The sequence below is a fragment of the Bradyrhizobium sp. MI1.4 genome, from assembly GCF_055811315.1.
Genome location: NZ_JBVVPP010000011.1, coordinates 152,037 through 164,420 on the forward strand (window position 1 = coordinate 152,037; position 12,384 = coordinate 164,420).

At 66.0% G+C, this 12,384-nt stretch carries 16 protein-coding genes; 12 read left to right on the forward strand and 4 right to left on the reverse strand.

Annotated elements, in window-relative coordinates; translation table 11 throughout:
• Positions 1-46 precede the first annotated feature (46 nt).
• The 4 genes from AC0L23_RS15720 (at position 47) to AC0L23_RS15735 (ending at position 2,838) form a co-directional block, all read left to right on the forward strand.
• Positions 47-376: a hypothetical protein gene (locus AC0L23_RS15720; protein ID WP_085385102.1), complete on the forward strand. Its 330-nt coding sequence runs from the start codon at positions 47-49 to the stop codon at positions 374-376.
• 91 nt (positions 377-467) lie between these two features.
• A complete protein-coding gene (locus tag AC0L23_RS15725) occupies positions 468-749 on the forward strand; it encodes a GCG_CRPN prefix-to-repeats domain-containing protein (RefSeq protein WP_143273231.1) in 282 nt (93 codons plus the stop codon).
• Positions 743-982: a hypothetical protein gene (locus tag AC0L23_RS15730; RefSeq protein WP_317245877.1), complete on the forward strand. Its 240-nt coding sequence runs from the start codon at positions 743-745 to the stop codon at positions 980-982. The genes AC0L23_RS15725 and AC0L23_RS15730 overlap by 7 nt, the downstream gene beginning before the upstream one ends.
• A gap of 188 nt (positions 983-1,170) precedes the next feature.
• On the forward strand, positions 1,171-2,838 hold the full coding sequence (locus AC0L23_RS15735) for a SulP family inorganic anion transporter (RefSeq protein WP_473357101.1): 1,668 nt from the start codon (positions 1,171-1,173) through the stop codon (positions 2,836-2,838).
• Positions 2,839-2,844: 6 nt separating this feature from the next.
• Here the strand turns inward: AC0L23_RS15735 and AC0L23_RS15740 are convergent, their stop codons facing one another.
• Positions 2,845-3,207 carry a hypothetical protein gene (locus AC0L23_RS15740; RefSeq protein ID WP_026232706.1) on the reverse strand — a complete coding sequence of 121 codons (363 nt, stop codon included), beginning with the start codon at positions 3,205-3,207 and terminating at the stop codon, positions 2,845-2,847.
• A 50-nt stretch (positions 3,208-3,257) separates the two neighbouring features.
• Complete coding sequence (locus tag AC0L23_RS15745) at positions 3,258-4,682, reverse strand: FAD-binding oxidoreductase (RefSeq protein WP_085350292.1); 1,425 nt, start codon at positions 4,680-4,682, stop codon at positions 3,258-3,260.
• A gap of 87 nt (positions 4,683-4,769) precedes the next feature.
• Between AC0L23_RS15745 and AC0L23_RS15750 the strand changes: the two genes are divergently transcribed.
• Complete coding sequence (locus AC0L23_RS15750) at positions 4,770-5,276, forward strand: thioesterase family protein (protein WP_018454287.1); 507 nt, start codon at positions 4,770-4,772, stop codon at positions 5,274-5,276.
• A 5-nt stretch (positions 5,277-5,281) separates the two neighbouring features.
• On the opposite strand, the gene AC0L23_RS15755 is transcribed toward AC0L23_RS15750, so the two are convergent.
• Positions 5,282-5,455 carry a DUF1328 domain-containing protein gene (locus tag AC0L23_RS15755; RefSeq protein WP_007600914.1) on the reverse strand — a complete coding sequence of 58 codons (174 nt, stop codon included), beginning with the start codon at positions 5,453-5,455 and terminating at the stop codon, positions 5,282-5,284.
• A 241-nt stretch (positions 5,456-5,696) separates the two neighbouring features.
• Here AC0L23_RS15755 and AC0L23_RS15760 point away from each other — a divergent pair, with 241 nt between their 5' ends.
• The 7 genes from AC0L23_RS15760 to AC0L23_RS15790 all read left to right on the forward strand — a co-directional run bounded on the left by AC0L23_RS15760 (position 5,697) and on the right by AC0L23_RS15790 (position 12,219).
• On the forward strand, positions 5,697-8,336 hold the full coding sequence (locus AC0L23_RS15760) for an ATP-dependent helicase (protein ID WP_085385100.1): 2,640 nt from the start codon (positions 5,697-5,699) through the stop codon (positions 8,334-8,336).
• Positions 8,337-8,343: 7 nt separating this feature from the next.
• Positions 8,344-8,634: a type II toxin-antitoxin system HicB family antitoxin gene (locus AC0L23_RS15765; protein ID WP_018454285.1), complete on the forward strand. Its 291-nt coding sequence runs from the start codon at positions 8,344-8,346 to the stop codon at positions 8,632-8,634.
• A gap of 88 nt (positions 8,635-8,722) precedes the next feature.
• A complete protein-coding gene (locus AC0L23_RS15770; RefSeq protein WP_018454284.1) occupies positions 8,723-9,139 on the forward strand; it encodes a hypothetical protein in 417 nt (138 codons plus the stop codon).
• Positions 9,139-9,810 carry an OmpA family protein gene (locus tag AC0L23_RS15775; protein ID WP_018454283.1) on the forward strand — a complete coding sequence of 224 codons (672 nt, stop codon included), beginning with the start codon at positions 9,139-9,141 and terminating at the stop codon, positions 9,808-9,810. The genes AC0L23_RS15770 and AC0L23_RS15775 overlap by 1 nt, the downstream gene beginning before the upstream one ends.
• Positions 9,811-9,964: 154 nt before the next feature.
• Positions 9,965-10,501 (forward strand): Mpo1 family 2-hydroxy fatty acid dioxygenase, encoded by a 537-nt coding sequence (locus AC0L23_RS15780; protein ID WP_018454282.1) that lies wholly within the window; start codon positions 9,965-9,967, stop codon positions 10,499-10,501.
• Positions 10,502-10,530: 29 nt separating this feature from the next.
• Entirely contained in the window at positions 10,531-11,562 is a 1,032-nt protein-coding gene (locus tag AC0L23_RS15785) for an NAD-dependent epimerase/dehydratase family protein (RefSeq protein ID WP_473357102.1), read from the forward strand.
• 30 nt (positions 11,563-11,592) lie between these two features.
• Entirely contained in the window at positions 11,593-12,219 is a 627-nt protein-coding gene (locus tag AC0L23_RS15790; protein WP_007600907.1) for a methyltransferase family protein, read from the forward strand.
• Here AC0L23_RS15790 and AC0L23_RS15795 read toward each other — a convergent pair.
• Positions 12,194-12,384: hypothetical protein (locus AC0L23_RS15795; protein WP_473357103.1), on the reverse strand; the 191-nt coding region annotated here is incomplete at its 5' end. The two genes, AC0L23_RS15790 and AC0L23_RS15795, sit on opposite strands and share 26 nt — an antisense overlap.

Sequence of the window (12,384 nt, forward strand, 5' to 3'; positions counted from 1 at the left end):
GGCGACCGGTCTCGTTCCGGCGCGTCCTCACAAACAGGAGTATCCGATGAAACCCATTCTCGCTTCGCTATCACTCGCAACGGTGCTGGCCCTCACGGGAGCCTCCGGTGCAAACGCCTGGGTTCGCAGCGGCAGCGTCACGACTTGGCGAGGTACCTACTACGGCAGCGCCAGCGGCGGATGCGCCGGCGGAACCTGCTCGCGTTCGGCTTCGGTGACGGGACCTTATGGCGGCACGATCGCACGCAGCGGCAGCATCACGCGCGTCGCTCCGCATGCATTCGACTACACGCGCACCGCGACGGGTCCGAACGGCCATAGCGTGACGCGCAGCGGCACGGTCGGGACTCATCCTTATTACGAATACCGGTACTGACCGTCGCGCCGGACGACCGCGAAATTCCGGCCGGGGTCAGAACACTGGCCGCGGACTGCCTTCCTCCAACTTGCAAGCATGGATATCTCGAATGCGACGATTGACGATCTTGGCGTCGGCCGCGGCAGCCGCACTGGCCGCAGGTTCGACCGCGCTAGCCTTCACCCCCAGCCCTCACCCCGGTATGTCCGACGGCCTCACCGAAGTCAGCGGCGGCTGCGGACCCGGCTGGCACCTGACGGCCAACGGCCTGTGCCGGCGGACCATCGTGCCCTACGCCCATCCACCCTATGCCTATGCGGCGCCTCCCTATCCTGGGGCCTGTTGGTGGACCAGCACGCCATTCGGCGTGCGGAGGGTCTGCGCATGGTGAGACCTGTACAGCTACGGGAGCTGCGACGCGCGATCGCGGTCATCATCGCCGCGTTGGTCGCGATATCGTCCGCGGGCGCCGCGTCCGCCCAGCAACCGCGACAGGAGATACGCCAAGCGTGCACCGCGGACATGCGCGCGCTGTGCTCCGGCATCATGCCGGGAGGCGGCCGCGTCAAGCAGTGCATGATCGAGCATTTCAACAGCTGTCGGATGGCTGCAAGAGCGCGCTGAAGCAGGCGCAGGCGTCGAAGCCATAGGGCGTGCCTCGCGGGAGTGCGCGTGGGGCTCGCAGACGCGATAAGTGCCGCGAGCCCTGCGGTGTCGCACGATATACAGGCGAGGCCGGCAACCCCATGTTTGCCGACGACCGGCAGCTGTGGTCTGGTCGGCCAACGGAACGCTTCGGGGATTCGCTGCTGATGGCGCAGGACGCTCACACCGCAACATCATGGCCGCTGTTTCGCTCACTCGCGTCCTATTCGCTGCCGGGCGATTTGATGGCCGGCCTGACGCTCGCGGCAATCGCGATCCCAGAGCAGATGGCCACGGCGCGGCTCGGCGGCTTCGCGCCGCAGATCGGCTTCTTCGCCTTCATGGCGGGATCGCTCGGCTTTGCGATGCTCGGCGGAAACCGCTTCCTGTCCTGCGGCGCCGATTCCACGATCACGCCGATCTTCGCCGGCGGGCTGGCGGCGCTGGCCGCCGCCGGCTCGCCTGAGTATCAGGGCCTCGCGATCGCGCTGGCACTGATGGTCGGCGCAATGATGCTGGCCGGCGGCGCCTTCCGCCTCGGCGGCATCGCCAATCTCTTGTCCGTGCCCGTCATGGTCGGTTTCCTCGCCGGCATCTCCGTCCACATCATCGTGTCGCAATTACCGGGCGTGCTGGGCCTGGACTCGCCGAACGGGCCGACGCTCGATCGCATCGGTGTGCTCGCAAGCGAGCTCCGCCGCACCAATCCCTTCACGCTGTGCATCGGCTTCGGTGTGCTGGCCGTGGTCTTCGTCGCCGAGAAGGTCAGCGCAAAAATTCCGGGCGCGCTGATCGGGCTCGTCGCCGCGACCCTGGCCACGATCGCGCTCGGCCTCGAGAGCAAGGGCGTCAATGTCGTAGGCCTCGTGCCGGGGACGCTGCCGCGGCCGACCTTCCCCGAGCTTGCAGCGGAGCAATGGGTCCGCCTCGTGCCGCTCGCCTTTGTCATCACGGTCGTGGTGATGGTGCAGACCGCGGCGACGACGCGCTCATTCCCGTCCGATCCCGACAAGCCGGCCGATGTCGATCGCGATTTTCTCGGCGCGGGCGTAGGCTGCGTACTGTCGGGCCTGTTCGGCGCGTTTCCGGTCAACGCCAGCCCGCCGCGGACGGGCATTGTCGCCGAGACCGGCGGACAATCGCAGCTCGCGGGTCTCGCCGCCGCTGCGATCGTGCTGGCGCTGCTCGCGTTTGGAACGGGATTGCTGCAGCACGTTCCAGACGCAGCCCTCGGCGGCATCCTGCTGTTCGTCGCGCTGCGCATCATCCGCGTGAAGCAGATCGTCACGATCTATCGCCAATCCCCCAGCGAATTCCTGCTGATTGCCGCCACCGCCGCGCTGATCATCGTGCTGCCGATCCAGCAAGGCGCGTTCCTCGGCATCGTGCTGTCGCTGCTGCACGGCATCTGGAGCACGACGCGCGCTCGGCTGGTCGAGTTCGAGCGCGTGCCGGGCACCACGATCTGGTGGCCGGCACATCCGCACATCGCCGGCGAGCGCATCGCCGGCGTCGCCGTGCTCGGGCTGCAGGCGCCGCTGTCCTTCCTCAACGCGCCCGGCTTTCGCAGCGACGTGATCAAGGTGCTCGGCACGACGCCGCCACAGCTGCTGGTGCTGGAGGCGAGCGGCATGGTCGAGATCGACTTCACCGCCGCGCAGATCCTGCTGGACGTGTTCAGGGCGTGCAGCGAACAGGGCGTCACCGTCGCGCTGGCCCGGCTGGAATCGGTGCGCGCGCAGGACGCGTTCGAGCGGTTTAGATTGTTCGACGCCCTGCCGAGAGAGCGTGTCTTCCACAGCGTCGACGAGGCCGTGCGGAAGTTGGCGCGATAACTGGGCTCACTGCGCCAATGGCGGGTGATCGCGCTGGATCGTTTCGCGGATCCAGCTGGCATGGATCGCGCGAAACAGGATTTGCGCCGTCTTGAGGTCGTTCGCCTTCATGCAGAGATCGACGATGCGACGGACTGCGTCGTCGCGCATCAGTCCATCCGAGATCTTCATCGCGATTTCCATCGCGACTTTCGCCGCGCGCTCGTAGCGCTCGCTGTCGCGCTTGTCGCTGCGCGCGCTACCTGCCGCGCTCGCCGCAGCGGCGTCACAGATCGCACGGATGCGCTCGGCGGCCTCGATGTCGCCGAGCGGCCGTTCGATCGCTTCGTCCCAGACGTCCTGACGCGTCTTGCGCGCGAACCACTGCATTGCCTGCTCCGTGGTGAGGGAGCGAGCATAAACGGCGGCCACGCCGCGCGCTACGCCTCCGGTACGATCTTCCCGGGATTGAAGATGTTCTGCGGATCGAGCGCCTTTTTCAGCGCCCGCATCGCGTCGATCGCCTCGGGCCCGAGCTCCGCCTTGAGGTATTTCTGCTTGCCCTGACCGATGCCGTGCTCGCCAGTGCAGGTGCCGTCCATCGCCTGCGCGCGCTCGACCAGCCGATGCATGAACTCCTCGCCGCGCGCCATCTCGTCGGCATCGTTGGTGTCGCAGACCAGCGAGCAGTGGAAATTGCCGTCGCCGACATGGCCGACGATCGGCGACAACAGGTTGAGGCGCTTGAGATCTTCCTCGGTCTCGCCGACGCATTCGGCAAGCCGCGAGATCGGCACGCAAACGTCGGTCGCGACCACCCCGATGCTGTCGCCGGGCCGCAGCGCTTTCACCGACCAATAGGCGTCGTGCCGCGCCTGCCACAGTTTTGTGCGGTCCTCCGGCTTGGTGGTCCAGGAGAAATCGCCGCCGCCGCAATCCCTGGCGATCTCGCCGAAGGCCTTGGACTGTTCGGCGACCTCTATCTCGCTGCCGTGGAATTCCATCAGCAGCAGCGGCGTTTCGGGCAGGGTCAACTTCGAATAGGCGTTGCAGGCCCGCACCTGCGCGGCGTTGAGCAGCTCGATGCGCGCCACGGGAATACCGGTCTGGATCGCCAGGATCACGGCCTGACACGCCCCGTGCACGGTCTCGAACGACACCGCTCCGGCCGCGATCGTATCGGGGATGCCGCGCAGGCGGATGGTCAGCTCCGAGATGATGCCGAGCGTGCCCTCGGCGCCGACGAACAGATGCGTCAGGTCGTAGCCGGCGGATGATTTCTTCGCACGCGTGCCGGTCGTGATGATCTCGCCGTCGCCGCGGACCACTTTCAGCGCCAGCACACTGTCGCGCATGGTGCCGTAGCGCACCGCATTGGTGCCGGAAGCGCGGGTCGAGGCCATGCCACCGAGGGAAGCGTCCGCGCCGGGGTCGATCGGGAAGAACAGGCCCTGGTCGCGCAGATGCTCGTTGAGCGCCTTGCGGGTGACCCCGGGCTGGATCACGCAATCGAGGTCCTCGGCATGCACCGCGAGCACCTTGTTCATGTCGCGCAGGTCGATGCAGATTCCGCCGGCGGGTGCGTTGACCTGGCCCTCGAGCGAGGTGCCGGTGCCGAAGGCGATGACGGGCACGCCGTTTTTCGCGCAGATCCGCACCACGTCCTGGATGTCGGCAGTCTCCTGCGCCATCACCACGCCGTCCGGCGGCTGGTTCACGATCCATGTGGTGGTATGGCCGTGCTGCTCGCGGACGGCTTGCGAGGTGATGAGGCGGTTGCCGAACCGCGCGGCAAGTTGCTCCAGCGCGCTCGCGAGGGCTTTCGGCGCCGGCCGCGGCGGATTATTGGTGATGGTCGTACCCACGGACGTTCCTCCCGACGAGACGAACCGTGGCAAAGGACATCTCACCGGTCAAGTCAAGCGACCGGACGCATAGCTGGGGAAGGACACATGCCGGAGACTGCTGCCACAACGATCGAGGGCGTGCCGTTCCGCTCGTCAATCATGCAGATCGAGCCGCAATGGATCGACTACAACGGCCACCTCAACATGGCCTATTACAACGTGATGTTCGACCGCGCGATCGACCAGATGTGGCTGACGCTCGGGATCGGACCGGGCTACATGAAGGAGCGCGGCGGCTCGACCTTCACCGCCGAATGCCACGTGCGGTATTTGCGCGAAATCCACCTCGACGATCCCGTGCAGGTCTCGGTCTGGCTGCTGGAAGCCGACGACAAGCGGCTGCACACCTTCCAGGAGCTGCGGCACGCGACCGAAGGATGGCTGTCCGCCACATCGGAAAACATGTCGCTTCACATCGACATGGGCTCACGAAAGGTGGCGGCTTTTCCCCCAGACATCCGTGAGCGCATCGCAGCGGTGGTCAAGGCCCACAGCGCCGTCCCGCGGCCCGAGGGCATCGGCCGGAACGTGGCGATGCCCTCGAAGCGGTAAGCGCGCTAAACCCTGTTACGACCCCGTGCCAGTCCGACAACGGCCGAGACCAGGAACAACACGACTGCGATGAAGAAGATGATCTTGGCGATTTCGATCGACGCGCCGGCGAGGCCGCCAAAGCCCAGGATACCGGCGATCAGGGCGATAACCAGAAACGTAACTACCCAGCTAAGCATGATCCGAACCTCTGTTTCGATGTCTGTCTGCGATCGGCGCGGCTGACGCGCCTCACTTGCAGAACCAATCGCCAACTCGGAACAATGGTTCCGGGCCGCTGAAGCCGGAAATTCGCCTGACCGACAGGAACAAATTGGCTTTCGGCGCACGTGGAAAACCCCTGTCCGCGGCCCCATATAGGGACCAATCCCTGTTAAGAAGGCTCCCCTTTCACCACCCCGCGGTGCCAACGTGGGGCAAATGATTCGCATGACCGAGCCGAGCAAGATCACGTCCCAGAGCGTCCCCGACCACCAGCCCGCAGCCGGCGGCATCGCCGCGCGTGCGCGCGCCTCGGTAGGCCCGCAATACCTGTCCGGGCTCAATCCGGAGCAGCGCGAGGCTGTGGAGACGCTGGACGGGCCGGTTCTGGTGCTGGCCGGCGCCGGCACCGGCAAGACCCGCGTGCTGACCACGCGCATCGCCCACATCCTGAGCCAGGGCCGCGCCCGCCCATCCGAAATCCTGTCGGTGACCTTCACCAACAAGGCCGCGCGCGAAATGAAACATCGGCTCGGTCAGATGCTCGGCCATGCCGTCGAAGGCATGCCGTGGCTCGGCACCTTCCACTCCATCGGCGGGCGCATCCTGCGCACCCACGCCGAGCTGGCGCAGCTCAAGTCGAACTTCACCGTGCTCGACGTCGACGATCAGGTCCGACTGCTCAAGCAGCTTCTGCAAGCCGACAATATCGACGACAAGCGCTGGCCGGCGCGCATGCTGGCCGGGCTGATCGACGGCTGGAAGAACCGCGGCCTGACGCCGTCGCAGGTGCCGTCGGGCGAAGCCGCCGTGTTCGCCAACGGCAAGGGCGGCAAGCTCTATGCGAGCTACCAGGAGCGGCTGAAGATCCTGAACGCCGCCGATTTCGGCGATCTGCTGCTCGAGGACATCCGCATCTTCCGCGAGCACCCGGATATCCTGCGGCAGTACCAGCAGCGCTTCAAATTCATCCTGGTCGATGAGTATCAAGACACCAACGTCGCTCAATATCTGTGGCTGCGGCTGCTGTCCCAAGCGCCGACTTCTTTTGCCTCTCCCCGCGTGCGGGGAGAGGTCGGATCGCCCGGCAGCGCAATTGCGCGCCCGAGCGATCCGGGTGAGGGGGACTCTCAGCAAGCTGAGCTCGTGGAGGCAGCCCCTCATCCTGACCTTCTCAGCGTGAGCGAAGCTCGTCGCGACCCCGCAAGCGGGGAGAAGGAGCAGACGCGCCACGTCAAAAACATCTGCTGCGTCGGCGACGACGACCAGTCGATCTATGGCTGGCGCGGCGCGGAGGTCGACAACATCCTGCGCTTCGACCATGATTTCCCCGGCGCCAAGGTCATCCGCCTCGAGCGCAACTACCGCTCGACGGGCCACATCCTCGCCGCCGCCTCGCACCTGATCGCCCACAACGAGGGCCGGCTCGGCAAGACGCTGCGCACCGAGGACCAGGACGGCGAGAAGGTCACGGTAACAGGCTCTTGGGATTCGGAAGAGGAAGCCCGCGGCATCGGCGAGGAGATCGAGCAGATCCAGCGCCAGGGCGACAAGCTCAACGAGATCGCGATTCTGGTGCGCGCCTCCTACCAGATGCGCGAGTTCGAGGACCGCTTCGTCACGCTCGGCCTGCCCTATCGCGTCATCGGCGGCCCGCGCTTCTACGAGCGCGCCGAGATCCGCGATGCGCTGGCTTATCTCCGCGTCATCAATTCACCGGCCGACGATCTCGCCTTCGAGCGCATCGTCAACACGCCCAAGCGCGGCCTGGGCGATGCCACCGTGCAGATGCTGCACGATCACGCCCGCAAGCGCCGCATCCCGCTGTTCGAGGCGGCGCGCGCGGTGGTCGAGACCGATGAGCTGAAGCCGAAGGCGCGCGGCTCCTTGCGCGACGTCGTCGCCCAGTTCGACCGCTGGCGCGCCCAGCGCGAGGTCACCTCGCACACCGAGCTCGCCGAGATCGTGCTCGACGAGAGCGGCTACACCGAGATGTGGCAGAAGGACCGTTCGGCGGACGCCGCGGGTCGGCTCGAAAACCTCAAGGAGCTGGTGCGCTCGATGGAGGAGTTCGAGAACCTGCAAGGGTTTTTGGAGCACATCTCACTGGTGATGGACCGCGACAGCGGCGCCGACGAGGACGCGGTGTCGCTGATGACGCTGCATTCGGCCAAGGGGCTGGAATTCGACAACGTGTTCCTGCCCGGCTGGGAGGAAGGCCTGTTTCCGAGCCAGCGCACGTTGGACGAACAGGGCCGCGCCGGCCTCGAGGAAGAGCGCCGGCTCGGTCATGTCGGCCTGACCCGGGCCCGCCGCCGCGCCAAAATCTATTTTGCCACCAACCGCCGGATCCACGGCACCTGGTCGACCACGATCCCCTCGCGCTTTCTCGACGAACTGCCCGCGGCCAATGTCGAGATCACGGAATCCAAGGGCGGCTCGGCCTGGGGCGGCACCGGCGGCTACGGCGCCTCCCGCTTCGACGACATGGAAGCGTTCGGCTCCACCTATTCGACCCCGGGCTGGCAGCGCGCCCAGGCCAATCGCAATCGCGGCGGCGGTGGCGGCGGCAATGGCGGCCGCGGCAGTTTCGAGGAACAGGCCTCGTCGTTTTCGTCCCAGTCGTCCTCGCCCGATTTCGGCAGCTTCTCCTCGCGCCGCCGCGGGCCGCTGACGATCGAGGGCGAGCTGGTGGCCAAATCCACCGGCACGACCTCGGAATTCTCCCTCTCCGACCGCGTCTTTCACCAGAAATTCGGCTATGGCCGCGTCACCAAGATCGACGGCAACAAGCTCACCATCGCCTTCGACAAGGCGGGGGAGAAGAAGGTCGTGGACAGTTTTGTGCAGCGGGCGTGAGGCCTGCATGCCGCACTACATCGCCATCATCGAGGACGCCGGCCCGGACGAAGCCGTCGGCGTGTGGTTTCCCGACCTGCCCGGCTGCATTTCCGGCGGCGACGACGTCGATGAGGCCCTGGAGAATGCGCCCGAGGCACTCGCGTTCTATGCACAGGAACTGACCGCGGACGGCCGCCAGCTTCCCCCGCCGCGGACATTGGACGAGCTCAAGGCCGACCCTGATGTCGCCGACGAGCTCGGGAAGCACACGGTCGCCCTGATCGAATGGCCACCCCTCACTGAGGCCACGGAGTGAGGACTGTTCGCCGCACTGGTCGGACTCTCGACAGTTCAGGTCCGAACAGCCCTTGACCACCGTGAACTTCCCCGTATCAGATGCGACCATGGTCCGGGGCTCCATCACACTGATCTTGCTGGCATTGGGTATGCCGTCGCTTGCGGCGGCGGAGACCATGAGCTTTGGCGATGCGATCGGGCTGCTGGCGAAAAGTTGCGGCGCGGAAATCGTCGCCAATTGCCGCGGCGTCAACCCGGATTCGACCCGCCTGAAGGAGTGCCTCTCGCGCAACCGCGACGTGCTCTCGCAGCAGTGCCAGAGCGATTATCTCGGTGCCTTCGACGCCATCCAGAAGCGCGTCGCAGCCCGTGTCACCGTGGCGAACGTCTGCCAGCGCGAGATCGTCAAGGTCTGCGGCGGCTCGACCAAGGAGACCAGCAAGGCGGTCCCCTGCCTGGTCTCGACGCCCAAGGGCATCAGCAACAATTGCCTGAAGGCCGTTGACGACGCGGGGTATCGGTGATGCCAGCGACGAGGCTTTCCACCGCCGGAATATGCATCGCGCTCGGCCTCGCTTTGCTCGCGGGCACAGCGGAAGCACAGACGGCGCCGCCAACCCGCGACGACATCGTCGGCAAGCTCAACCATTTCGAACAAGCCGCCGAGATCGATCTCCCCGCGCTGAAGCTGCAGGTGATGGAGCGGGCCAAGGCCAGGATCAAGAACGATCCCGGTCCGGTGAACCGGCCGCTGATCGCGCCTGATCTGGTCAATCTGCCGACCTTCACTGCGCAGATCCAGTTCGACGCCGACACGCCGATCATCCAGCCGGCGTCCTACCAGACCGTCGGCCGCCTCGCCGATGCGCTGGTCCATGCCTCGCTGCTGCCCTACACGTTCCTGATCGTCGGCCATGTCGAATCCAACGCGAAGACGCGCGAGGCCAATGCGATCCTGAGCCAGCGCCGGGCGGATGCGATACGCGACGTGCTGGTGAACACGTTCAAGATCTCGACCAAGCGGCTGCATCCGATCGGCCTCGGCGAGGAGCAGTTTCTCGACCGGGCCAGGCCGACCTCAGCCGCCAACGCCCAGTTGCAAATCCTGACCTACGCCAAGGTACCGGAGGAAGCGCCTGCGCATCCGGCTGCGACACCTGCGCCTGCGGCGAAAAAGCCCGCCAAGAAGCGCTGAGCGGACGCGCCACGGCGTCTGACGCAACCCTTTGAAGTCACGTTTCTTTTGTGACCTGTCTCACAGCGCAACAGCGCGGTTTCGCGCGACAATTACGCCGGTTTGTGCACCGCCCTATCAGGTGCTATAGGCTTTTTTCGCCCTGCCCGACCCCATGCTGCACGAGACCGAGATGGCCAGTTATTTTCAACGTCAGCTGGCCGACTACGTCGAATATCATCGCGATCCCTGGAACTGCGCGATGCACGTGGTCGGCATCCTCCTGCTCTTCACCGGCGCCGTGCTGCCGCTGACGCTGGTCCATTTCCCGGTGTTCGGGATCGAGGTCAGCCTGGCCATGGTTCTTGCCCTGCCGGTGCTGGCCTACTGGCTGATGCTGGACGCCGGGATCGGGCTCGGCATCCTCGCCTCGATGATCGTGCTGCTTTCGGTCGCAACCGCGATTGGCAATCAGGTCTCGATCGTCATGATGTGGTCGATTTTTGTGGTGCTGATCGGGCTCGGCGTCGCGTCGCAAATCGTTGGTCACAAGGTTTTCGAGGAGCGGCAGCCGTCGATGGTCGACCACCCCACGCATTTTCTGCTTGGACCGATGTTTGTCATGGCAAAATTATTCATTGCATTGGGCTTCCGTCGCGACCTTGCCGCGATTCTGGCGCCTGCTCCGACCAATTCCCTTTCAACCCGATAGTTCTAGACGCGAAACAGCAAACCTACTGCATGGCTCTCGTACTGGTTACCGGTGGCAGCGGCTTCATCGGACATCATCTTGTAGAAGCGCTCCGCGCCCGTGGGCAGCGGGTGCGTGTTCTCGACGTCCGTGCGCCTGCCGCGCCGTATGTCGACGTTGAATATGCCCAAGGCTCGGTGCTCGACGGTGCCGCGGTCGATGCCGCGATTGCCGGCGTCGATCAGGTCTATCACCTCGCGGGCCTGCCCGGCATGTGGGTCGCCGACAAGCAGGCCTTTCACGACGTCAATTGCCGCGGCACCGAGATCGTGCTCGCGGCCGCGATGAAGCGCGGGGTCTCGCGCTTCCTGCACTGCTCGACGGAATCGATCCTGTTCCCCTATTCCGACCTCAACGGTGTTCCCGCCGAAGAGGCGCTGCAGCCGGCCGAGGCGATGCCGGGCGCCTACACGCGGTCGAAATCGCTGGCCGAGCATTGCGCCGCGAAGGCCGCAGCTGAAGGTTTTCCGCTGGTGATCGGCACCCCGACCATGCCGATCGGTGCTGCCGACCACAATCTGACGCCGCCGACTGCGATGCTGTGGTACTTCCTGCAGAAGAAAGTGCAGCCGCATCTCGACTTCCCGGTCAATCTCGTCGACGTTCGCGACGTTGCCATGGGCCTCGTGCTGACCATGGAACGCGGGCGTAACGGCCAGCGCTACATCCTCGGCGGCGACTGCGTCAGGCTCGGCCAGATTCTGCGGATGATGTCCGCGATGAGCGGCCGCCGGCAATTCCCGGTCGTCGTTCCCGGCAAGATGGCCGAGCTGTCCGGCATCATGCTCGAATATCTCTCTGACCGCATCACGCGCAGGCCGCCCAACGGCACCGCCGAGGGCGTGCGCATTGCGCTCGCCGCGAGCGACCTCTCGATCAGCAAGGCGCGCACCGAACTCGGCTACGCGCCGCGCCCGATCGAGCCGGTCCTGCGCGAAACCATCACCCATCTTCTCGCCCGCGGCGGCGCGCTTGCCTCCGGCGCCATCGAGCATCACGCGCTCTCCTCGCGCGCCAGCTGAGCTGCCGCCCAACCCAAAGAACCTTTCCGCATGTCCTTCGATTTCAGCAAGCTTCTCTCTGTCGCCTGGGGTGGTTGGACCACGACTTGGCCGACGCAACTGCTCGCCCTGATCTGGCTCGCCTGGCTCGCAAGCTGGGTCGGCGCCTCGTTCTGGCAGGGCCGCACCCAGAAGCAGGTAATGACGCTGGAGTCCGGCCGCTATCGCATCCCGATCCTGGTCGGCGGCATCCTGTTCACGCCATGGACCGCGGAAGTGCTCGGCGAGAAGCCGCTCTGGGTGTTCAGCAATACAGCTGTCTACGTGGTGGCGCTGATCGTGCTGGCCGGCATCTCCTTCACCTGGTGGGGACGGCTGCATCTCGGACAATTCTGGTCCAACACCATCACCCACAAGCAAGACCACCGCGTCATCGACACCGGCCCGTACGGCATCGTACGCCATCCGATCTACACCGGCCTGATCCTCGGCATGCTGGTGACCGGCATCGCGGTCGGCACGGTGACCGCGATGCTCGGCGCGATCCTGATCTCGCTCGGCATGTGGCAGAAGGGCCGGATGGAAGAAGTGTTCCTGTCCAAGGAGCTCGGCGAAGACGCCTACGGCGCCTATTGCCGCCGCGTGCCGATGATCATCCCGTTCCTGTCGCCGCGCTGAGAGCGGCGGACGCGCCCCACATTCGCTGTCGTGGGGGGCCCCCCCCCGGGCGGGGGGGGGGGGGCGGGGGGGGGCGGCGGCGGGGGGGGGGGGGGGCGCCCCCGGGGGGGGGGGGGGGGGCGGCCCCGCGCCCGCGCGGGGGGGGGGGGGGGGGGGCGCGGCGGG